This is a genomic window from Asanoa sp. NPDC050611 (assembly GCF_040654855.1).
Classification (GTDB): domain Bacteria; phylum Actinomycetota; class Actinomycetes; order Mycobacteriales; family Micromonosporaceae; genus Asanoa.
In genome coordinates this window covers 1-21610 of the sequence record NZ_JBFAIU010000112.1, presented here as the reverse complement: position 1 = coordinate 21610, position 21610 = coordinate 1, and the positions used below count along the sequence as shown (strand labels likewise).

Genomic DNA, 21610 nt, shown 5'->3' with positions numbered 1-21610 from the left:
GACCTCGCCACCGTCGTCCCGCACCCACAACGGCTCGCAGCCGTAGTCGTCCATGACTTTGACCAACATCACACCAGCGACCTCGCTGCTCGTCGCCGCCCCCGTGACGCCGGCGCCGCGGGTGTCGGGCTTCCCGCCGGCCCTGATCGACGTCGCGCTGGTCGTCGGTGCGGGCGTGCCCGCGGCCGACGTGCAGCGGGCGATCGTCGAGGGCGCCGGTGACCTGCTCGAGTCGGTGCGGCTCTTCGACGTGTACGCGTCGGAGCAGCTCGGCGAGGGCCGCAAGTCGCTGGCCTACAAGCTGACCTTCCGCGCACCCGACCGCACGCTGACCGTCGAGGAGGCGGTCGCGGCCCGGGACGCGGCGGTTGCCGAAGCGGCCAACCGTTTCGGGGCGACGCTCCGGGGCGCATAACGCGAAATCGGGCAAAATGGCCCAATGGCCCTGCACGGCAACACCACGGTCGCGGTCCCGTCAGCGGGGCCGCGACCCATGGTCCACCCGCGACCGCGGTGGTGGGCGCCGCCGGCGCTGGTTCTGCTGACGTTCGTCGTCCACGACGTGCCGCGTGCGGTGCGTCTGCCCTACTGGCTCGACGAGGCGTGGGTGGCCGCGTCCACCCGGTTCCCGATCGGCGACCTGCCGGTCGTCACGAGCTCGACGCCGATCGGCTGGAGCGCGCTGCTGCGGCTGGTGCCGGACCAGAACCGGCTGCGGCTGCTGCCGTTGGGCTTCCTCGTGCTGTCGGTCCTCGCCGCCTATGCGCTGGCGGCCGTGCTGCCCTGGCCCTCGACGACGCACCGGCTCGTGGCGGGCCTGGTCACCGGAACGGCGGTGGCGCTACTTCCGGCGCAGCAGGTGCGGCACGACCTCAAGCAGTACACGGCGGACGCGGCCGTCACGCTGGTCCTGTTGGCGCTGGCCGCCTTCGTCGAGGCCACGTACTCCCGTCGCCGCCTGGCCCTGCTGCTCGCGACCGGAACCGTCGGCGTGCTGCTCAGCCACACGACCACGCTGGTGGGCGGCTGTGTGATCGGCGGGCTCGTGCTCGCCGCGCTGGCCCGCCGGCAGTGGCGGCGGGCGGCCGAGGCGGCGGCCGCCGGGGTGCTCCTGCTCGGCGTGTTCGCCGTTGTCTACTTCGGACTGGCCCGGGGCGGCGACAGCGCCACGATGGTGCGCTACTGGAGCCGCTTCTTTCCCACGGTCGGCGAGCTGCCCGGATACCTGCACCACCGGCTGCACGGGCTGGCGCCGTACCTCGGTGCGAACGTCTGGCTGCTGCTCGTGCTGGCGCTGGCCGGCGTCGTCACCGTCGCCCGGCTGGGTCGACCCGCGACCGCGGTCGCGGCCGGGCTGCTGGTGCCCGCGGCGGTGGCGGCCGGCCTGGCCCGCAGGTATCCGCTGCTCGACCTGCGCACCTCGCACTTCCTGCTGGTCTGGCTGGTCGCCTTCGCCGCGATCGGCGTGGCGGGTGCCGGGCTGCTGGCCCGTCGGTCCCGCGCGACGGTGGCCGGCGCCGTGGGCGTCGTCCTGCTCGGCGCCTACGCCTACGGGACGGCCGGCTGGTTCCGCTTCGACGGCGCGGACGCGGCGCTCGGCGTACGCGTCCCGGCGACCTCGGAGAACACCCGGCGGCCGGTCGCCTACGTCTGGGCGCACCGCCGCCCGGGCGACGTCGTCCTGGTCAGCGGCTCGGCCTCGTACGGCTTCGCGACCTACTGGCCGGCCCGGCCCGGATACCGGCGCGACCGGGGGAGCGCGGTGGGCTGGCAGCCGACGTACCCCGATCCCGGCATCGTGCTGTCGACCGGGCGCACCGCGGCCGCGATCCACGCGGGCGTCGTGACCGCGACCGGACGGGCCGCCGAGGGCGCCGTCGTCTGGGTGGTCCGCTCGCACCTGAGCAAGGCCGAGAAGGCGGCCTGGACCGCCGAGCTGACGGGGCTGACCGTGGAGACCACGCCGACCGGCGTCGAGGCGGCGCTGCGGCTAGTGGCCTGGTAGCCCACGACGGCGTTAGGCGTGTGTGGCATCCACGCTGACCAGCGACGTCGACCGTCCCGCACCGCCCGACCGCCGCCGACCCGGTCGCCTCGTCGAGCGTGTCGCGCTGGCCGCGGTGGTGCTGTTCGCGCTCGTCGGCATCGGCACGCCCCTGCTCGGCCTGACCACGTTCGCGCAGACCGACCTGCTGGTGTCGAAGAACCCGTACACGAGCGCCGGCCTGGCCACCGGGCACGTCGAGAACCGGATCGCGAACGACATCGTCGCGTCCGGGCTGCCCAACACCGCGCTGTTCGCCGAGGAGCTCAAGCAGGGCCGGCTGACCGCGTGGAATCCCTACGTCGGCGGCGGTGGCGCGCTCGGCGCCGTGCCGAACTGGGCGGTGCTCTCGCCGCTGACGCTGCCCTGGTACGTGCTGCCGGCGGAACTGGCACCCGCGTACGTGAAGCTGCTGGAGATGCTGGTCGCGGCCGGCGGCACCGTTCTCTTTCTCCGCCGGCTCGGGCTGAGCCGGGCGGCGGGCCTGCTCGGCGGTCTGGCGTTCGCGGCGAGCGGGTTCATGATCAGCTGGACCAACTGGCCGCAGACCCGGGTCGCGGCGTTCATCCCGCTGGTGTTCTGGGCCGCCGACCGCCTGGCCACCGAACGCCGGGTCCGCGACGGCGCGCTGCTCGCCGCCGCGCTGGCCGCGATGCTGTTCGGCGGGTTCCCGGCCCTCACCGGCTACACGGTGCTCACCGCGGGCGGCTACCTGCTGGTCCGAGCCCGGGCGCTCGCACCGGTCCTGGCCGGCGTAGGCGCGCTCGTCGGCGCGGTCGCCATCACGGCGATCCAGCTCGTGCCGTTCGCCAGCGCGATGTCGCACGCGAAGCTGAGCAACCGCGCGCAGACCGGCGCGGACCATCTCGACCCGGCCGCGCTGGTCACCTCGTGGGCGCCCTGGTCGCTGGGCCACGCCAACGAGTGGGCGCTGTCCGGTCGGGACAACGTGGTCGAGGCGTTCGCCTACGTCGGCGCGGCCGCACTCGTGCTGTTCCTGCTGGCGGTGGCGCTGCCCGGGACGGCCCGCGCGTTCCTGCCGCGCGGCGTCTGGAGCTATCTGGTCGCGGCGACGGCGGCGTGGGCGGTGCTGCTATACGCCGGCGGACCGCCGCTGACGGTGCTGCAGAAGCTGCCCGTGCTGTTCGCCGACAACTTCGTCGGGCGGGCCCGCGGCGTGCTCGGGTTCCTCGTCGCGGCCCTGGTCGCGGTCGGCTTCGAGGCCGCCCTGCGCGGCTGGACCGGACGCACCCGGCGATGGGTGCTCGGTGCCGGCGCGATCGCCGTCGGGCTGTCCATGGTCGCCGGCTGGCGGGTGGTGACCGACCCGCGCCGGTTCGCGGTCCAGTGTCTGGTCGGCCTCGCCGTCGCCGGCCTCGCCGCCCTGGCCGTCCGGTTGGCCCGGCGCCGTCCCGTCGTCGCGGCCGCGCTGCCCGTGCTGGTCATGTTCCAGGCCCTCGTCACGGTGTACGGCTATTGGCCGCGGGTCGACCGCGACAGCTGGTACCCCCAGACCGACGTGCACCGCTACCTCGCCGCCAACCTCGGCCACGAGCGGTTCGCCGCGTCCGACAACGGCATGTACGCGGGCGCCGACAGCGCGGCCAAGCTGCGGTCGCTGACCGGCGAGACGTTCTTCGAGCAGCGGTTCGCGCAGACGGTGCAGGGGCTGCCGGGCGAGCTGTTCGGCTCGACGCTGCTGCGCCTGCCGCCGACACCGGAGCTGGTCCGCAGCCCGGTGCTCGACCGGTTGGCAGTGCGCTACTTCGTCACCGCGCCGTGGGACAAGCCGTTCGGCACGGAGGCGGTCGCGGCCGGCGACGGTTCGACGGTCACGCTGCGGCCGGGCGGGTCGTGGACCGTGCCGCTGCGGGTCCGCGGCCCGATCCGCGGCGTCGGGGTCACCCCGCCGACCGGGATCCGCGCCGCCACCCGGATCGCGGTCAGCATCCGCGACCCGCGCGGCACCGAGCTCGCGGGCGGCAGCCGGGTCGGGCCGAAGGGCCGGAAGGGCACGCCGGCGTACGTGGTGGTGAACGGCGAGCACATCCCGGCGGGGACCCGCCTGACCGCGGTGATCAGGGTCGACGGTGCCCCGCTCGTCGCGGCCGGCGACCGCGGGCGGCCCGCGGTGTCGACGGTGGCCGCGGCCGCGGACGGGCTGTCGGTCGCCTACGCCGGCAGCTCGGTCGTCTGGGACCGGGCCACCGCACTGCCCCGGTTCCGCTGGGCGAGCGCCGTCCGCGGCGATCCCGACCCGGAGTCCCGTGTGTCCGTCCTGGCCGCGGGCGGGTTGCGGGCGGACGAGATGGTGCTCGACCGCGCGCCGCCCGTGCCGCCGGCCGGCGAACCCGCGACGATCACGGTGTTCGAGGACGGCACCGACGACCTGGCGGCCCGGGTCGACGCGCGCGGCGCCGGCTACCTGGTGGTGGCCGACGCGCTGCAGCACGGCTGGGGTGTCACGGTGGACGGGGCGCCGGCCGCCCTGCTCCCGGCCGACAACGGGCTCGTGGCGGTCGCCGTGCCGGCCGGCACGCATACGGTGCGCCTCGCATACCGGATGCCGATGCACAATGCGGGCACCTGGATCTCCGGTGTCGCGCTGGTCGCCCTGCTGGGGGCGGTGTTCGTCAAGCGTCGTCGCCCGGTCGCGTGATTGGCCATACAACCGACTGCATGATCTTGCGATCGCTGAGCGCATCCTGATAGCGTTCACCGCATAGACATGCGGAGGTGCACATGGGCATCCGGGTCGCGGTGGCCGGGGCGAGCGGGTACGCGGGCGGCGAGCTCGTCCGCCTGATCGCCGGGCACCCCGAGCTCGACCTCGTCGCCGCCACCGCGCACAGCCAGGCCGGCGCCGCCCTGTCGGCCGTGCACCCGCAGCTCGCCGGCCTCGACCTGACCCTGACCGCCACCGACCCGGCGGCGCTGGCCGAAGCGGACCTCGTGTTCCTGGCCCTGCCGCACGGCGAGTCGGCGGCCGTGGCGGCCCGGCTCCCTGACTCGGTCAAGGTCGTCGACCTCGGCGCCGACCACCGGCTGACCGACGCCGCGGCCTGGGACAGCTACTACGGCGGGCCGCACGCCGGCGCCTGGACCTACGGGCTGCCCGAGCTTCCCGGCGCGCGGGCCGCGATCGCCGCCGCCGGCCGGGTCGCCAACACCGGCTGCTACGCGGCCACGGTCACGCTGGCCCTCGCGCCGCTGATCGCGGCCGGCGCGGTCGAAGCCGACGACGTCGTCGTGGTGGCGGCCTCCGGCACGAGCGGGGCCGGCCGGGCGGCCAAGCCGCACCTGCTGGCGACCGAGGTGATGGGCGACCTGTCGACCTACAAGACCGGCGCGCACCAGCACGTGCCCGAGATCAAGCAGGCCACCGGGGCGCGCTCGCTGTCGATGACGCCGATGCTGGCGCCGATGCCGCGCGGGATCCTGGCCACGGTCACCGCGCGGCCGACCGGCACCGCCGACGCCTCCGCGGTGCTCGCGTCCGCGTACGCCGATGAACCGTTCGTGAAAGTGCTGCCGGCCGGGACGTTCCCGCGCACCGCGGCGACGCTGGGCTCGAACGCCTGCCACCTGCAGGCGACCGTCGACCGGGACTCCGGTCGGGTGATCGTCGTCAGCGCGCTCGACAACCTCGGCAAGGGCGCCGCCGGCCAGGCCGTGCAGTGCGCCAACCTCATGCTCGGCCTGCCGGAGACCATCGGCCTGTCCGCATACGGAGTCATGCCATGACGGTCACGAGTCCCCGGGGTTTTAGGGCGTCCGGTGTCGCCGCCGGGCTCAAGGCGAGTGGGAACCCCGACGTGGCTGTAGTCGTCAACGACGGGCCGGCGTCCGCCGTCGCCGGTGTGTTCACCGCCAACCGGATCAAGGCCGCGCCGGTGCTCTGGAGCGAGCAGGTCGTGCGCGGGGGAGTGGTGCGGGCGGTCGTGCTCAACTCCGGCGGCGCCAACGCCTGCACCGGCACGCTCGGGTTCCAGGACACCCACGCCACGGCCGAGCATCTCGCGGCCGGGCTCGGCTTCGGTGCGGGCGACATCGCGGTCTGCTCCACGGGACTGATCGGCGAGCGGCTGCCGATGGACAAGCTGCTGCCGGGTGTGACCGCGGCCGTCGACGGCCTCGCCGGTGACGGCGGCGCCGCGGCGGCCCAGGCCATCATGACCACGGACACCAAGCCGAAGTCCACAGTGGTCAGCCGGGACGGTTGGACGGTCGGCGGGATGGCCAAGGGCGCCGGCATGCTCGCGCCCGGGATGGCCACCATGCTCTGCGTGCTGACCACCGACGCGGTCGCCGACGCGCGGACCCTCGACGTGGCGCTGCGGGCGGCGACGCGGGTCACCTTCGACCGGGTCGACTCCGACGGCTGCATGTCCACCAACGACACCGTGCTGCTGCTGGCCAGCGGGGCGTCGGGGGTGTCGCCGTCCACCGCCGACCTGTCCGCCGCGGTCGCCGAGGCCTGCCAGGACCTGTGCGTCCAGCTCGTCGACGACGCCGAGGGCGCGACCAAGAAGGTGGCGATCCAGGTGACCGGCGCCGCGTCCGAGGACGACGCGGTCGAGGTCGGGCGCTCGGTGGCCCGCAACAACCTGGTCAAGACCGCGCTGTTCGGCAACGACCCCAACTGGGGCCGGATCCTGGCCGCGGTCGGCACCACGGCCGCGACCTTCGAGCCGGACCTGCTCGACGTGGCCGTCAACGGGGTGTGGGTCTGCCGTGGCGGCGCCGCCGCCGAGGACCGCTCCAAGGTGGACCTCACCGGCCGCGACGTGACCGTGCACGTGGAACTGCACGCCGGCGCCGCGAAGGCGACCATCTGGACCAACGACCTGTCGCACGGCTACGTGCACGAGAATTCGGCGTACTCCACATGACGGCTTCCCTCTCCCGCGACCTGAGCGACGCCCAGGCGAAGGCCGCCACCCTGATCGAGGCGCTGCCCTGGCTGGCCCGCTTCCACGGCGCGACCGTCGTGGTCAAGTACGGCGGCAACGCGATGGTGGACCCGGAGCTGCAGCGGGCGTTCGCCGCCGACATGGTGTTCCTCCGGTACGCCGGCCTCAAGCCGGTCGTCGTGCACGGCGGCGGCCCGCAGATCTCCGCGATGCTCAGCCGGCTCGGCATCGTCACCGAGTTCCGGGGCGGCCTGCGGGTCACCACCCCGGAGGCGATGGACGTCGTCCGGATGGTGCTGGTCGGCCAGGTCGGCCGTGAGCTGGTCGGGCTGATCAACGAGCACGGCCCGTTCGCGGTGGGGCTCTCCGGCGAGGACGCCAAGCTGTTCACCGCCGTGCGCCGGCCCGCGTTCGTCGACGGCGAGCCCGTCGACGTCGGCCAGGTCGGCGACGTGGCCAGCGTGCACACCTCGGCCGTCGACGACCTGATCGCCGCCGGCCGGATCCCGGTCATCTCGACGGTCGCGCCGGACGCCGACGGGGTGCTGCACAACCTCAACGCCGACACCGCTGCGGCCGCGCTGGCCGTCGCGCTCGAGGCCCGCAAGCTGGTCGTCCTCACGGACGTGCCCGGCCTCTACGCCGACTGGCCCGACACGGCCAGCCTGGTCTCCCAGATCACCGCCACCGACCTCGAAGCCCTGCTCCCGAGCCTCGCCGCGGGCATGGTGCCGAAGATGGAGGCGTGCCTGCGCGCGGTGCGCGGCGGTGTGCCCGCCGCACACGTGGTCGACGGTCGCGTCGCCCACTCCACTCTGCTCGAAGTGTTCACGTCGGAGGGTTTCGGAACCATGGTGGTGAACGCGTCATGACGCTCGTCGACCGCTGGCAGCGGTCCATGATGGACAACTACGGCACGCCGCCGCTGGCCCTGGTGCGCGGTGCGGGCGCGGTGCTCACCGACGAGGCCGGCCGGTCCTACGTCGACATGCTCGGCGGCATCGCGGTCAACGCGCTCGGCCACGCCCACCCGGCCGTGGTCGAGGCCGTCAGCCGGCAGATCGGCACGCTCGGCCACGTCTCCAACCTCTACGTCGCCGAGCCGCCGGTCGCGCTGGCCGAGCTGCTGCTCGCACTCGCCGGGCGCCCGGGCCGGGTGTTCTTCGCGAACTCCGGCGCCGAGGCCAACGAGGCGGCGTTCAAGCTCTCGCGGCTGACCGGCCGCGGCCACGCGGTGGCCACCCACGGCGGCTTCCACGGCCGCACGATGGGCGCGCTGGCACTGACCGGGCAGCCCGCGAAGGTCGACCCGTTCCGCCCGCTGCCCGGCGAGGTCACCCACGTGCCCTACGGCGACGCCGCCGCGCTGGCCGCCGCCGTGACGAGCGAGACCGCGATGGTCATCCTGGAGCCGATCCAGGGCGAGAACGGCGTGGTCGTCCCGCCGCCCGGCTACCTCGCCGCGGCCCGGGAGATCACCACGAAGCACGGCGCGCTGCTGGTGCTCGACGAGGTGCAGACCGGCATCGGCCGCACCGGGCACTGGTTCGCGCACCAGGCCGACGGCGTCGAGCCCGACGTCATCACGCTGGCCAAGGGGCTCGGCGGCGGCCTGCCGATCGGCGCCTGCGTCGCGTTCGGCAAGGCGGGTGAGCTGCTCGCGCCCGGCCTGCACGGCACGACGTTCGGCGGCAACCCGGTCAGCTGCGCGGCCGCCCTCGCGGTGATCGGCACGATCGCCAACGAGGGCCTGCTCGACTCCGTCAAGCGGGTCGGCGAGCGGCTGCGCCGGGGCATCGAGGGCATCGGCCACCCCCTGGTCGGCGAGGTGCGCGGGGCCGGGCTGCTGCTCGGCATCGTGCTCACCGAGCCGGTCTCGGCCGACCTCGCCGGCCGCCTGCGCGACGCGGGCTTCCTGGTCAACCCCGTCCAGCCGGGCGTGATCCGGCTGGCGCCACCCCTGATCCTGACCGCCGACCAGGCCGACGCCTTCGTCGCGGCCCTAGCCGAGGTACTCCCCGCATGACGACCCCCCGGCATTTCCTGCGTGACGACGACCTGACGCCCGCCGAGCAGTCGGCCGTGCTCGACCTGGCCGCCGCGATGAAGGCCGACCGGTTCAAGTACCGGACCCTCGAAGGGCCGCGCTCGGTGGCGGTGCTGTTCGACAAGCAGAGCCTGCGCACCCGGGTCTCGTTCGCGGCCGGCATCGCCGAGCTGGGCGGCAACCCGATCGTGGTGGACAGCGGCGGCACGCACGCCGGCCGCGGCGAGACCGCGGCGGACACCGGCCGGGTGCTGTCCCGCTACGTCTCCGCGATCGTCGTGCGGACGTTCGCCGACAGCCACCTCGCGGAGATCGCGTCCGGCTCCAGCGTGCCGGTGGTCAACGCGCTCACCGACGGCTTCCACCCGTGCCAGCTCCTCGCCGACCTGCTGACCGTGCGGGAGCGCTGCGGCGGCACACAGGGTCGGGTGCTGACCTACGTGGGCGACGCCGGCAACAACATGGCGCACTCGTACCTGCTGGCCGGTGCGACCGCCGGCATGCACGTGCGGATCTCCGGCCCCGAGGCGCACGCGCCCGACCCGGCGGTCCTGGAGAAGGCGACCCAGCTCGCGGCGGCGACAGGCGGCTCGGTGCGCACCATAAGCGACCCGTACGTCGCCGTCCGGGGCGCCGACGTGATCGCCACCGACACCTGGACCTCGATGGGCCAGGAGGACGACGGCTACGACCGGATGACGCCGTTCCTGCCCTACCGGATCGACGCCGAGCTGGTCGCCGAGGCCGCCTCGCACGCGGTCGTGCTGCACTGCCTGCCCGCGCACCGCGGCCACGAGATCACCGACGAGGTGCTCGACGGCCAGCAGAGCGCGGTGCTGGACCAGGCCGAGAACCGGCTGCACGCCCAGAAGGCGCTGCTCTCCTTCCTGGTGGAGGAGTCGCAATGAGCGAGCGAAGCGAGCGCGGCCGGCTCGGTGGCCTGCGGTCATGGCGGGCCTCGCGGAGCGAGGCACGAGCATGACGGCCCCGGTCACCCGCGCGGCGCGGCATGCCCGGATCGTCGAGCTGATCCGGGCCAAGGAGATCCGGTCGCAGACCGAGCTGGCCGAGCTGCTCGCCGGCGACGGGCTCGTGGTCACCCAGGCGACGCTCTCCCGCGACCTCGAGGAGCTGCGGGCGGTCAAGGTGCGCGGCGCCGACGGGCCGGCGGTCTACGTGATCCCGGAGGACGGCCACCGTCCCCTGCGCGACGCCGAGGCCGCGTCGGCCAGGCTCATCCGGCTGCTCCGCGAGCTGCTCACCGGGGTCGACGCGAGCGGCAACATCGCCGTCCTGCGCACCCCGCCGGGCGCCGCCCAGTTCCTGGCCAGCGCGCTGGACCGGACCGGGCTGCCCGAGGTCGTCGGCACCATCGCCGGCGACGACACCATCCTCGTCGTGTCCCGCGACGCCATGGGCGGCGCCGCCCTGGCCGACAAGCTTTCCGGCTGGGCCGGAGAACCACTCGAAGGGAGTAGCTGATGACCGACCGCGTCGTCCTCGCATATTCCGGAGGTCTCGACACCTCCGTCGCCATTCCGTACCTCGCCGAGAAGACCGGCGCCGAGGTGATCGCGGTGGCGGTCGACGTCGGCCAGGGCGGCGAGGACATGGCCGTCATCCGCCAGCGCGCGATCGACTGCGGCGCGGTCGAGTCCGAGGTGGTCGATGCCCGCGACGAGTTCGCGGCCGACTACTGCCTGCCGGCGATCCGCGCCAACGCGCTCTACATGGACCGCTACCCGCTGGTCTCCGCGCTGTCCCGGCCGCTGATCGTCAAGCACCTCGTCTCCGCGGCCCGCAAGCACGGCGGCACGATCGTCTCCCACGGCTGCACCGGCAAGGGCAACGACCAGGTGCGGTTCGAGGTCGGCCTCGGCGCGCTCGCGCCCGACCTCAAGGTGGTCGCCCCGGCCCGCGACTTCGCCTGGACCCGGGACAAGGCCATCGCGTACGCGGAGGAGAAGGGCCTGCCGATCGACGTGACGGCCAAGTCGCCGTACTCGATCGACCAGAACCTGTGGGGTCGCGCCGTCGAGACGGGCTTCCTGGAGGACATCTGGAACGGCCCGATCGAGGACGTGTACTCGTACACCTCGAACCCGGCCGAGCCGCGCGACGCGGACGAGGTCGTGATCACGTTCGACGGCGGCATCCCGGTCGCGATCGACGGCGAGACCGTGACGCCGTTCCAGGCCGTCGCGGAGCTCAACCGGCGCGCCGGTGCACACGGCGTCGGCCGGCTCGACATGGTCGAGGACCGGCTGGTCGGCATCAAGAGCCGCGAGGTGTACGAGGCTCCGGGCGCGATCGCGCTGATCACCGCGCACCAGGAGCTGGAGGCCGTCACCGTCGAGCGCGACGTGGCCCGGTTCAAGAAGAGCGTCGACCAGCGCTGGGCCGAGCTGGCCTACGACGGGCTGTGGTTCTCGCCGCTCAAGCACGCGCTGGACGCGTTCATCGCCGACACGCAGAAGCACGTCTCCGGCGAGGTGCGGCTGACCCTGCACGGCGGCCGCGCGGTCGTCACCGGCCGGCGCTCGGAGTCCTCGCTGTACGACTTCGGCCTGGCCACCTACGACACCGGCGACACCTTCGACCAGTCGCTGGCCAAGGGCTTCGTCCAGCTGTGGGGCCTGCCGTCGCGCATGGCGGCCGCCCGGGATGCCCGGTTGGGCGGCCCGTCGGCGTGACCGACAGAATGGTGGCCGTGACTGATCAGTCTGTTTCGCGCACGAGCCTGTGGGGCGGCCGGTTCGCCGGCGGCCCCGCGGAGGCCCTCGCCCGCCTGTCGGTGAGCGTCCAGTTCGACTGGCGGCTCGCCCCCTACGACCTGGCGGCGTCCCGGGCGCACGCCCGCGTGCTCGCGCACGCCGGCCTGCTCGACGCGGAGGAGCTGGGTCAGATGCTGGCCGCGCTCGACGACCTGGAGGCCGCCTGCGCCTCCGGGTCGTTCCGGCCGACCGTCGACGACGAGGACGTGCACACCGCGCTCGAGCGCGGGCTGCTGGAGCGGCTCGGCACGCTCGGCGGCAAGCTGCGCGCCGGCCGGTCCCGCAACGACCAGGTCGCCACCGATCTGCGGCTCTATCTCCGCGATCATGCCCGCGGAGTCGCGTCTCGGCTCGTCGAGCTGGCCGACGCCCTGGTTTCACAGGCCGCGCAACACGTCGAGACGCCCGCGCCCGGCATGACGCACGTGCAGCACGCCCAGCCGGTCACCTTCGGCCACTGGTTGCTGGCGCACGTGCAGCCGCTGCTGCGCGACCTCGACCGGCTGCGCGACTGGGACAAGCGCACCGCGATCTCGCCGCTGGGCTCCGGCGCGCTGGCCGGCTCGTCCCTGCCGCTCGACCCCGTGGTCGTGGCCAAGGAGCTGGGCTTCACCACGTCGGCGGCCAACTCGATGGACGCGGTCGCCGACCGTGACTTCGCCGCCGAGTTCCTGTTCGTGACCGCGCTGGCCGGCGTGCACCTGTCCCGGCTCGGCGAGGAGGTCGTGCTCTGGACCTCGCAGGAGTTCGGCTGGGTGGAGCTCGACGACGCGTTCGCCACCGGATCGTCGATCATGCCGCAGAAGAAGAACGCGGACATCGCCGAGCTGGCCCGGGGCAAGTCCGGCCGGCTCGTCGGCGGCCTCGTCGCGGTGCTGACGATGCTCAAGGGCCTGCCGCTGACGTACGACCGGGACATGCAGGAGGACAAGGAGCCGGTCTTCGACGCGGTCGACACGCTGGAGCTGCTGCTGCCGGCGCTGGCGGGGATGATCTCCACGATGACCGTCCGGGCCGATCGCCTGGCCGCGGCGGCACCCGTGGGCTTCACGCTGGCCACCGAGGTCGCGGACTGGCTCGTCCGGCGCGGCGTGCCGTTCCGCGACGCGCACGAGGTGACCGGCAAGCTCGTCTCGCTGTGCGAGTCGCGCGGTTGCGCCCTGGACGACCTGTCCGACGACGACCTGCGCGAGGTCAGCCCGTTGCTGACCCCCGAGGTGCGGGCGGTGCTGTCGGTCGAGTCGGCGCTGGCCTCGCGGACCACGCCGGGCTCGACAGGCCCGGGGCCGGTCGCCGACCAGCTCGCGTCGGTGCAGGACAAGCTGGAGGGTTGGCGGGAGTGGGCCGCGCAGCGCGTCGTCCCGCGCTGAGGTCGGTGTTGGCCGGCCCGGTCGATCTCGCCGCGCGGTCGCTGCTCGGCTGTATGTTGACGGCCGGCGGGGTCACGGTGCGGTTGACCGAGGTGGAGGCGTACGCGGGGACCGGTGAGGATCCGGCCTCGCACGCCCACCGGGGGCGCACGACGCGCAACGCGATCATGTTCGGGCCGGCGGGCTTCTCGTACGTCTACTTCACCTACGGCATGCACTGGTGCATGAACGTCGTCACCGGCACGGCGGGCGTGGCCTCGGCCGTGCTGTTGCGGGCGGGCGAGGTGGTGTCCGGTCTGGACGCGGCCCGGGCGCGGCGCCCAGCCGTGCGGCGCGATGTGGACCTGGCCCGGGGACCGGCGCGGCTGTGTTCGGCGCTGGGGATCGACCGGTCCTCCTACGGGCTGGATCTGCTGTCCGCGTCGTCGCCGGTGCGGCTGGCGTGGGGGCCGTCGTCGCCGCCTTCCGACGCGATCGCGGTGGGTCCGCGGGTCGGTGTCACGGGCGCGCACGACCTGGAGTGGCGCTTCTGGATCAACGGCGACCCGACCGTCAGCGCCTACCGTCGGCACGTACCCAAGACCCGCATCTAAGAAGGTCTCCCCTGTCGGTCCAACCGCGCCGACACCGAGGACAGCCCCGGAGAGTGTCCGGGCTGTCCTCGGTCACCGGGCCGATCACAATGTGACGACGGCGTCCTCGGCGAGGGTGAACAGGCCGGCGTCGAAGGTGATCGTCTTCAGCTTGGTGCCCTTGGGCACGTCGAAGTAGACGTTCGCCTTCACCGAGTTGCCCGGGTTGATCTCGTCGAGGAAGCCCTTGGCGTCGTCGTTGCCGTAAATGGCTGCCTCCCCGTCAACGTCGTACTCTCGGCCAGAGCCGTCCTGCGCGGTGATGGTGCCGTCGGCGTGGAACAGCTTCGCGCTCTTGGTGACGTTCTTGGCTGTCACGCCGGCGCGGCAGAAAGCGCCCTGCGCCTTGTGGTTGAGGTAGCTGTCGCCGACCTGGGAGATCCCGCACTTCACGCTGTTAACGGTGAACTCGAAGTCGCCGCCGCGCACCTTGTCGCCGATGCCGAAGGTCTTCGGCTTTGCCGGCGCCGGAGCGGCGGTGGTCTTCGCCGGCGCGGGCGCGACGGAGCTTCTTGTCGGGGCCGGCGCCGCGGTGCTGGGGGCTGAGGTGGCGGGGTTGCCGGCGGGGACCTCCTGGCTGGCGGAGACGTCGTCCTTCTGCTTGTCGTCGCTGGACAGACCGATCACTACCGAGCCGCCGCAGCACAGCACCACGAACACACCGACGCCGATGAGGCTCGGAACCAGCCAAGCGGGACGCTTCTTGGCGACTGGAGGCGGCGGGTACTGGCCGATCGGCGCCGACGGGTACTGGCCGGGCGGCGGGGGATACTGGCCGGGCGGTGGCGGGTACTGGCTGGCGGCGATCTGCGGGAACTGCTCGGTCGGCGGCATCGGGTGCTGCCCGGGCTGGTTCTGGGCAGGATCGTGGGGGGTGGTCATTGGCGTGGAGGTCTCCCTGGTTTGGTGTCGCGCTGCCCGATACTCAGTGCAATAGCCTCGACACGCTTTCACAGCGTCTCCATAGACGCCCTCCACCGGCAGTCCTGACACAGACGCCGGTTGCCTGGGGCAACGTCCGATTCGCCGACCCACCGTCCAACAATGAGACCCCCGCCACGTCACCCTCACCGACAGGTTCAGCCGCGGATGTACGGCGATCCGACGGTCAGCGGGTACCGCCGGCACGTACCGAAGACACGCATCTAAGACACGCATCTAAGAAGGTCTTGCTTTCGATCGTCGTTGCCGTGAAGATTTCCTTCAGTGTGACATTCCTGAAGGCAAAAATCTTCCCGGAGGTACGCACGCATGGCTCGCAGACTCGGCGCGGCACTGGGTGTCGCGGCGTTGACCCTTTCGTTGGTGGCCGTCGTCGCGCCCGCGCCGGCCGCCGCCTCTTCCGCCACCTGTGTGACGAACCCGGCCGCTCCCAAGCGACAGTTCCGGGCGATGTGGATCTCGTCGGTGGTGAACATCGACTGGCCGACCAAGGCGTCGCAGACCGCACCGGACGTGATCGCCGCGCAGAAGGCCGAATATCTCGGCTGGCTCGACCTGGCCGAGCGGCTCAACCACACCGCGGTGATCGTCCAGGTGCGGCCCACCGCTGACGCGTTCTGGCCGTCGCCCTACGAGCCGTGGTCGGAGTTCCTCACCGGCACCCGCGGGCAGGACCCGGGCTGGGACCCGCTGGCCTTCGTGATCTCCGAGGCGCACAAGCGCAACCTCGAGTTCCACGCCTGGATGAACCCGTACCGCGTCTCCATGCCGGACGGCGCCGGTGTCGACATCAACAAGCTCGCGCCGAACCACCCGGTGCGGCAGCACCCCGACTGGGTCGTGCCGTACCCGATCAACGCGGCCGGCGCGCGGCTCTACTACAACCCGGGCATTCCGGAGGTACGGGCGTTCGTGCAGACCGCGATGCTCGACGCGGTGAGGCGGTACGACGTCGACGGGGTGCACTTCGACGACTACTTCTACCCGTACCCGGCGGCGAACCAGGACTTCGCGGACGACGCGACGTTCGCGGCGTACAACCGTGGCTTCACCGACAAGGCCGACTGGCGGCGCGACAACATCAACCTGCTGGTGCGCGAGTTCGGCACGGCCGTGAAGCAGGCGAAGCCGTGGGTGAAGTTCGGGATCAGCCCGTTCGGCATCTGGCGCAACAAGACCGCGGACCCGCTCGGTTCGGACACGGCCGGCTCGCAGTCGTACGACATCATCTCCGCCGACACCCGCAAGTGGGTGAAGGAGGAGTGGATCGACTACATCGTGCCGCAGATCTACTGGAGCATGGGCTTCACCGTCGCTGACTATTCCAAGCTGATCCCGTGGTGGTCCGATGTGGTCAGTGGGACGAAGGTGCAGCTCTACATCGGCGAGGCGGACTACAAGATCGCGGCGAACGCCGACACGAACTGGAACGACCCGCGCGAGATGACGGACCACCTGGCCTTCGCACGCGACTACAACGTCTCGGGCCACGTGCACTTCAGCGCGGTCCAGGTGCGCGCCAACAAGCTGGGCGCGACGGACATCTACGCGGCGGAGCACTACGCCCACCCGGCTCTGGTGCCGACGATGCCACACCTGCCCCACAAGGCGCTGCTGCCGCCACTGGTGACGTCGGCAACGCGCGACGACGCGGGCGCGGTAACGCTGCGCTGGCGCCAACTCCTGGACGAGATCGGCCCCTTCGGCCAGGCGACGTCGTACGCGATCTACCGCCTGGACGGCACCAAGCTCCCGCGCTCCTGCGACTTGTCCGATGCAACGCACCTGGTTGACACGGTCCGCGCGACCGGGGCGCCTGGTTCGGCACAGTCCTTCGTGGACACGTCGGCGCAGCCGGGGCAGCGTTACACGTATGTGGTGACGGCCCTGGACCGGCTGTGGAACGAGAGCCCGATGGGCCTACCACGCCCGGTCCGGTAACCGCTTCTCCTGACGGCCCGTCTTGCAACGGCGGGCCGTCAGGGTCGGCCAGCCGGCCATCATGGACGAGGCCACCCAGTTCGGGGGTGGAAGCATCCGCATTGAGGCAAGGCCTGTCAGCGGCGCGTCGTGCGCTTGGCGGTGAAGCTGACTGCTCCGGGTCTGGGCGCGTTTGGGGTGAAGTCGCCGGCGGCGGCTCACCTTGGTGCGCTTGCTAGGGGTGTTGGTGGTCGTGGTGGTCGAAGGTGCTGATCATCTCGGTCATCCAGGGTGATTGCTCGACCGGGTCGGGGCCGATCACGCGCATGGAGGCCAGGACGGTGAGCAGCATGCCCTTGGCGATGAAGTCGCTCGCTTCGGCAGCTGTTGTGCCGGTCAGGCCGCGGACGAGGTCGAAGATGTTGCCGTAGCACGCACGGGCCACGCGGCCGATCTCGTCGTCGGCGTTGGCGGCGGCGAAGCCGTGCAGCAGCACGGGCAGCAAGTAGCGCTGCTCCAGCAACCGGTCGAATCCGTTGGCGAGGTCGGCGAGCTGCGCGCGTCCGCCCGGCACGCCACCCGCACCCTGCGTGGCGTCTCGGCCGGACGTGGCGTCGCCGGCGAGCGCGGCAGCCGCTGCCTCCGCGCCGCCTCTGTCCGGCGTTGTTCCTCGGCCTGGCGCGGCCTCGGCAGACGCCGTGGCGCCTCTGTCCGGCGTTGTTCCTCGGCCGGTGGCGGCCTCCGCAGACTCCGCGGCGCCTCCCTCCGGCGTGACGGCTCGGGGCGGATCGGCATCGGCGGCCGCCGTAGCGCCGCTGCCTGGCGCGGCATTCGCGGCGTCTGTAGCGCCGCCGCCGCCTGGCGTGGCGGGTCCGCCGTGCGTGGTCGCCGACTTCGCCGCGTCGCGGAAGGCCTGTTGGATTCGGCCGCTGACGTGCTCGATCACCGTGATGAAGAGGGCCTGTTTCGAGCCGAAGAGGCGGATCACGTACGGCTGCGAGACGCCGGCCAGGCGGGCGATGTCGTCCGTGGCCGTGCCGGCGTAGCCGCCTTTGGCGAAGGCGGTTATCGCCGCCTCGATGAGTTGTTCGCTGCGCTCGGCGGCGGTGAGCCGGGTGCGTGTCACGTCTTCCTCCTTCTCCTGTTGACATGTTATCAGTCGATTACTACCTTGGTAGTTATCAGTCGATAACAACAAGGGGGACCCCTGTCATGACCACCACTGCCACACCCGTGGCCGCCGAGGTGCCCGGGGCGCCTGCGGCGCGGTCGCGGTCGTTGGCCGCGGTACTGATCGCGGTCGGCGTGCCGATGTTCATGGTCACGCTGGACAACCTGGTCGTGACCACGGCGCTGCCCGTGATCCGCACTTCGCTGGGTGCGTCGCTCACCGACCTGTCCTGGTTCGTCAACGCGTACACGCTGCCGTTCGCGGCCCTGCTCCTCACCGCCGCGGCGATCGGCGATCGGATCGGGCGGCGCCAGCTCTTCGTGGCCGGCATCGCGCTGTTCACGCTCGCGTCGGCCGCCTGTGCGCTGGCCACCGAGCCGTGGATGCTCACCACCGCCCGTGCGGTGCAGGGCGTCGGCGGCGCGATGGTGATGCCGTTGTCGCTGACGTTGCTGGCGGCGGCCGTACCCGAGAAAATGCGCAACGCCGCGATCGGCATCTGGGGCGGGATCAGCGGCCTCGGCGTGGCGGTCGGCCCGGTGGTCGGCGGCGCGGTCGCCGAAGGTCTCGACTGGACCTGGATCTTCTGGCTCAACGTGCCGGTCGGCGTGCTCGCGATCGTGCTGGTCCGCTCGGTGCTCGCCGAGTCGCACGGCGGGCGCGGCAAGCTCGACCCGCTCGGCCTGGTGTTGGTCTCGACCGGCATGTTCGGCCTGATCTGGGGCGTGGTGCACGGCGCCGACGACGGTTGGACGTCGCTGTCGGTGCTCGGCACCCTGATCGGCGGCGCGGTGCTGCTCGCCGCGTTCGTCGCCTGGGAGCGGCGCGCCCCGTCCCCGATGCTGCCGCCTCGGCTGTTCCGGTCGCGCGGCTTCTCGGTCGTCAACGTCGTGGCGTTCCTGTTCTCGGTCGGCGTGTTCGGCTCGGTCTTCCTGCTCGCGCAGTTCTTCCAGGTGGTGCAGGGCCTGGGGCCGTTCGGCTCCGGGGTACGCACGCTGCCGTGGACCGCGGCGCCGATGGTGGTCGCGCCGATCGCCGGTCTGATCGTCGGTCGGGTGGGCAGCCGGTTCCTGATCGTGCTCGGGCAGGTGCTGCTGGGCGCCGGGCTGCTCTGGATCGCGCTGTCGTCCGCCGTCGACGTGGGGTTCGGCTCGCTGGTGCCGGCGTTCGTACTCGCCGGCATCGGGATGGGCTTGACCTTCGCGCCGCTGAGCACGGTCGCGCTGGCCAGCGTCGCGCCGTCCGAGCAGGGCGTGGCTTCCGGAACGATGAACATGGTCCGCGAGTTCGGTGTCGCGGTCGGTGTCGCTGCGCTGGCGTCGGTCTTCGCGTCGCAGGGCAGCTACGGGACCCCGTCGTCCTATGTGGATGGGCTGGTGCCGGCGGTGCTGGTCGGCGCCGCCGTGGTCGGCGGGGCGGCGCTCGCGGGTCTGCTGCTGCCGGGTCGCCGCTATTTGACGACACCTAATAGCTCGCACTAGTATGCGTCGCATGACACCTGTCGAGAGCGCCGGCGACCGGCACACGCAACTGCTGCGCGGCGCCCTCGACATGTGCATGCTCGCGCTGCTGGCCAAGGAGCCGGCGCACGGCTACGAACTCGTGCGCCGGCTCGACGCGGCGGGGTTGGACGCCGGCGGCTACGGCACGGTCTATCCGTTGCTGACCCGGATGCGCCGCCTCGGCCTGGTCGTCGACGAGACGCAGGAGAGCCCGACAGGACCACGCCGCAAGGTGTACGCGGTGACGCCCGCGGGCCACCAGCGGTTGGCAGCCTGGCGCGAGCAGTGGCAACGGTTCGTCACCACCGTCAACGCGACCCTCGCCGGAGGCGACCATGAATGAGTCGATCGACCGGGCGGTGATGGCCGCCGAGCGCGAGTGGCGCCGCCTCCACGTCCGCGCCGCGGACGCCGCCCGCTTGAGCGGCGACCTCCGCGACGACCTGACCGCGGCCGCGGCCGAGGGCGTCGACCCGGACGACCTGATCGGCCGCGACGCGCGCGCCTTCGCCCGGCGGCTGGCCGACGAGGCGCGCGTGCACCGGATCCCGTACGAGTTCGACCGCCTGCTCCTCACAGCCCTGGTCGGCGCGCTGCCGGGCCTGGCGTTCGCCTACGGGGTCCTCTACGGCTACATCCCGATCCCGGCCCGCCCACCCGCCGACGAGCCGAACCTCGGCGCGGTGATCGCGGTCTACGCGGCCCTGTCCGCCCTGGTCCTGGTCACCTCCCTCCTCACGGTCTGGTTCCGCCTGCGCCACCGCCCGGCGATGGGCCGCACGGTCCTCGCGATGGCCCTGCTGGTCCCGCTGGCCGGCGCGCTCGCCACACCGGTCACGATGGCCTTCGCGGCGACCGTCAACTACAGCAACGCGTTGCCGGTGCTGGCCGTCGAGTGCGGTGGTGCCCTCCTGGACGACCGCGGCCGGCCCGTCGGCGGGGCGGCCGTGCGCGACCAGCGTCGCGGTGATGGCGGCGAGGTTCTTCAGCCCCATCAGCACGACGAGGGTGCCGCTGGTCGCCGCGAGCGCGGGCCAGTTGACCAGCGACTCCGGGTCGTCCGGGGCGAGGTGACCGGAGACCACGGTGAACTCGTGCGCGACGCCGCGGTGGGTGACCGGGATGCCGGCGCCCGCCGGGACCGCGACCGCGCTGGTCACGCCGGGCACCACGGTGACCGGCACGCCGGCCTCGACGCAGGCGATCACCTCTTCGCCGCCGCGCCCGAAGACGAACGGGTCACCGCCCTTGAGCCGGACCACCGTCCGGCCGGCGCGAGCCCGGTCCACCAGAATCTGGTTGATCTCCTCCTGGGTACGCGCGGGCCCGTATGGGTTCTTCGCCGCGTCGACCACCTCGGCGTCCGGCCGCACCTCGTCGAGGAGCAGCCCGGGCGCGAGCCGGTCCGCGACCACGACGTCGGCCTCCGCCAGCAGGCGCCGGCCCTTGACGGTGATCAGCTCGGGGTCACCGGGCCCGGCGCCGACGAGGGCGACCCGGCCGCCCGGGTGGCTCTCGGGCGCGGTCGCCGCGGTGGCGGTGGCCGCGGCCCCGGTCCAGCCGGACAGGAACGCGGCGATCGCGTCGCGGGTCGCGACGGCGCGGCGGGGGTCGCCGCCGCCGAGCACGGCGACGGTGACCGGGCCGCGCCGGGTGACAGCGGGGGTCCAGGCGGTGGCCGCGGCCCGGTCGTCGGCACGGACACAGAAGACGCGACGCTCCTCCGCGGCGGCGGACACGTGTTCTGCCGCCGCCGGGTCGTCGACCGCGACCTGGACGAGCCATTTGCCATCCACATCGGATTCCTGGAAGCGGCGCCGCTCCCAGCGGACGCGGCCGGCGTCGGCCAGGCCGTGCAGGGTGGGTGTCAGCTCGGGCGAGACGACGGTCACGTCTGCGCCGGCGGACAGCAGCGCGGGCACGCGCCGGCTGGCCACCGCCCCTCCCCCGACGACGAGCACCGGCCGGCCATCGAGCCGCAAAGCCAGTGGGTAGAGGTCACTCATCGCCGCACCCCGCTCCGCGAGGCACAGCACTGAGCCGGCTGGTTCGCGCGCTCCACTCGCTCACTGCCGCACCCCGCTCGCCGAGCCGGCTGGTTTGCTCGCCCCACCCGCTCCCCGCCGCAACCCGCTCCGCGCGCCCCGCAGCGAACCGGCTCGCCGGGCCGGCTGGTTTTGCTCGCCCCACCCGCTCGCCGCCGCACGTAGAGCGGGTGGTCGAACGGCACGGCCGCGAAGGTCAGCGGCTCGTCGGTCGGCGCGGTCAGGGCGTCCCACCCCGAGTCGCCGGTGC

At 72.8% G+C, this 21610-nt stretch carries 17 protein-coding genes and 1 pseudogene; 15 read left to right on the top strand and 3 right to left on the bottom strand.

From position 1 onward, the window contains the following. Positions 1-88: 88 nt before the first annotated feature. The 12 genes and pseudogenes from AB0H87_RS18945 to AB0H87_RS18890 all read left to right on the top strand — a co-directional run. Positions 89-415: pseudogene (locus tag AB0H87_RS18945) on the top strand (phenylalanine--tRNA ligase subunit beta); the annotation flags it as partial. Between the two features lie 24 nt (positions 416-439). Further along, positions 440-2005, top strand: a complete 1566-nt coding sequence (locus AB0H87_RS18940; protein WP_360146762.1) for a hypothetical protein — start codon at positions 440-442, stop codon at positions 2003-2005. Positions 2006-2027: 22 nt separating this feature from the next. Next, a complete protein-coding gene (locus AB0H87_RS18935; protein WP_360146759.1) occupies positions 2028-4703 on the top strand; it encodes a YfhO family protein in 2676 nt (891 codons plus the stop codon). 83 nt (positions 4704-4786) lie between these two features. Further along, positions 4787-5788: an N-acetyl-gamma-glutamyl-phosphate reductase gene (gene argC / locus AB0H87_RS18930; protein ID WP_360146756.1), complete on the top strand. Its 1002-nt coding sequence runs from the start codon at positions 4787-4789 to the stop codon at positions 5786-5788. Next, the gene (gene argJ / locus AB0H87_RS18925) at positions 5785-6936 is read left to right on the top strand and encodes a bifunctional glutamate N-acetyltransferase/amino-acid acetyltransferase ArgJ (protein WP_360146753.1); all 1152 of its coding nucleotides are present in this window, start codon (positions 5785-5787) and stop codon (positions 6934-6936) included. The genes argC and argJ overlap by 4 nt, the downstream gene beginning before the upstream one ends. Then, positions 6933-7829 (top strand): acetylglutamate kinase, encoded by an 897-nt coding sequence (gene argB / locus AB0H87_RS18920; protein WP_360146750.1) that lies wholly within the window; start codon positions 6933-6935, stop codon positions 7827-7829. The genes argJ and argB overlap by 4 nt, the downstream gene beginning before the upstream one ends. Continuing rightward, positions 7826-8983, top strand: coding sequence for an acetylornithine transaminase (locus AB0H87_RS18915; RefSeq protein WP_360146747.1), 1158 nt, complete (start codon positions 7826-7828; stop codon positions 8981-8983). Before argB ends, AB0H87_RS18915 begins: the two co-directional genes overlap by 4 nt. Next, entirely contained in the window at positions 8980-9912 is a 933-nt protein-coding gene (gene argF, locus AB0H87_RS18910; protein WP_360146744.1) for an ornithine carbamoyltransferase, read from the top strand. Before AB0H87_RS18915 ends, argF begins: the two co-directional genes overlap by 4 nt. Positions 9913-9982: 70 nt before the next feature. After that, complete coding sequence (locus tag AB0H87_RS18905) at positions 9983-10486, top strand: arginine repressor (protein ID WP_360146741.1); 504 nt, start codon at positions 9983-9985, stop codon at positions 10484-10486. Beyond that, positions 10486-11697 carry an argininosuccinate synthase gene (locus tag AB0H87_RS18900; RefSeq protein WP_360146738.1) on the top strand — a complete coding sequence of 404 codons (1212 nt, stop codon included), beginning with the start codon at positions 10486-10488 and terminating at the stop codon, positions 11695-11697. Before AB0H87_RS18905 ends, AB0H87_RS18900 begins: the two co-directional genes overlap by 1 nt. A gap of 17 nt (positions 11698-11714) precedes the next feature. After that, a complete protein-coding gene (gene argH, locus AB0H87_RS18895) occupies positions 11715-13148 on the top strand; it encodes an argininosuccinate lyase (protein WP_360146735.1) in 1434 nt (477 codons plus the stop codon). Then, positions 13145-13741 carry a DNA-3-methyladenine glycosylase gene (locus AB0H87_RS18890; RefSeq protein WP_360146765.1) on the top strand — a complete coding sequence of 199 codons (597 nt, stop codon included), beginning with the start codon at positions 13145-13147 and terminating at the stop codon, positions 13739-13741. Before argH ends, AB0H87_RS18890 begins: the two co-directional genes overlap by 4 nt. Before the next feature lie 84 nt (positions 13742-13825). Here the strand turns inward: AB0H87_RS18890 and AB0H87_RS18885 are convergent, their stop codons facing one another. After that, entirely contained in the window at positions 13826-14758 is a 933-nt protein-coding gene (locus AB0H87_RS18885) for a DUF4352 domain-containing protein (RefSeq protein ID WP_360146732.1), read from the bottom strand. A 273-nt stretch (positions 14759-15031) separates the two neighbouring features. Between AB0H87_RS18885 and AB0H87_RS18880 the strand changes: the two genes are divergently transcribed. Further along, entirely contained in the window at positions 15032-16663 is a 1632-nt protein-coding gene (locus AB0H87_RS18880) for a family 10 glycosylhydrolase (RefSeq protein WP_360146729.1), read from the top strand. A gap of 214 nt (positions 16664-16877) precedes the next feature. Here the strand turns inward: AB0H87_RS18880 and AB0H87_RS18875 are convergent, their stop codons facing one another. Next, positions 16878-17768: a TetR/AcrR family transcriptional regulator gene (locus AB0H87_RS18875; protein ID WP_360146726.1), complete on the bottom strand. Its 891-nt coding sequence runs from the start codon at positions 17766-17768 to the stop codon at positions 16878-16880. Positions 17769-17854: 86 nt separating this feature from the next. Between AB0H87_RS18875 and AB0H87_RS18870 the strand changes: the two genes are divergently transcribed. Both AB0H87_RS18870 and AB0H87_RS18865 read left to right on the top strand, forming a co-directional pair. Beyond that, the gene (locus AB0H87_RS18870; protein WP_360146723.1) at positions 17855-19294 is read left to right on the top strand and encodes a DHA2 family efflux MFS transporter permease subunit; all 1440 of its coding nucleotides are present in this window, start codon (positions 17855-17857) and stop codon (positions 19292-19294) included. Positions 19295-19304: 10 nt separating this feature from the next. After that, the gene (locus AB0H87_RS18865; RefSeq protein WP_360146720.1) at positions 19305-19658 is read left to right on the top strand and encodes a PadR family transcriptional regulator; all 354 of its coding nucleotides are present in this window, start codon (positions 19305-19307) and stop codon (positions 19656-19658) included. On the opposite strand, the gene cobA is transcribed toward AB0H87_RS18865, so the two are convergent. After that, on the bottom strand, positions 19624-21321 hold the full coding sequence (cobA, locus tag AB0H87_RS18860) for a uroporphyrinogen-III C-methyltransferase (RefSeq protein WP_360146717.1): 1698 nt from the start codon (positions 21319-21321) through the stop codon (positions 19624-19626). The two genes, AB0H87_RS18865 and cobA, sit on opposite strands and share 35 nt — an antisense overlap. Positions 21322-21610 lie beyond the last annotated feature (289 nt).

Coding starts and splice junctions, on each gene's coding strand:
- AB0H87_RS18940 (WP_360146762.1), top strand. CDS start 440: ATGGCCCTGCACGGCAACACCACGGTCGCGGTCCCGTCAGCGGGGCCG.
- argC (WP_360146756.1), top strand. CDS start 4,787: ATGGGCATCCGGGTCGCGGTGGCCGGGGCGAGCGGGTACGCGGGCGGC.
- argJ (WP_360146753.1), top strand. CDS start 5,785: ATGACGGTCACGAGTCCCCGGGGTTTTAGGGCGTCCGGTGTCGCCGCC.
- argB (WP_360146750.1), top strand. CDS start 6,933: ATGACGGCTTCCCTCTCCCGCGACCTGAGCGACGCCCAGGCGAAGGCC.
- AB0H87_RS18915 (WP_360146747.1), top strand. CDS start 7,826: ATGACGCTCGTCGACCGCTGGCAGCGGTCCATGATGGACAACTACGGC.
- argF (WP_360146744.1), top strand. CDS start 8,980: ATGACGACCCCCCGGCATTTCCTGCGTGACGACGACCTGACGCCCGCC.
- AB0H87_RS18905 (WP_360146741.1), top strand. CDS start 9,983: ATGACGGCCCCGGTCACCCGCGCGGCGCGGCATGCCCGGATCGTCGAG.
- AB0H87_RS18900 (WP_360146738.1), top strand. CDS start 10,486: ATGACCGACCGCGTCGTCCTCGCATATTCCGGAGGTCTCGACACCTCC.
- AB0H87_RS18880 (WP_360146729.1), top strand. CDS start 15,032: ATGGCTCGCAGACTCGGCGCGGCACTGGGTGTCGCGGCGTTGACCCTT.
- AB0H87_RS18870 (WP_360146723.1), top strand. CDS start 17,855: ATGACCACCACTGCCACACCCGTGGCCGCCGAGGTGCCCGGGGCGCCT.
- AB0H87_RS18865 (WP_360146720.1), top strand. CDS start 19,305: ATGACACCTGTCGAGAGCGCCGGCGACCGGCACACGCAACTGCTGCGC.
- cobA (WP_360146717.1), bottom strand. CDS start 21,321: ATGAGTGACCTCTACCCACTGGCTTTGCGGCTCGATGGCCGGCCGGTG.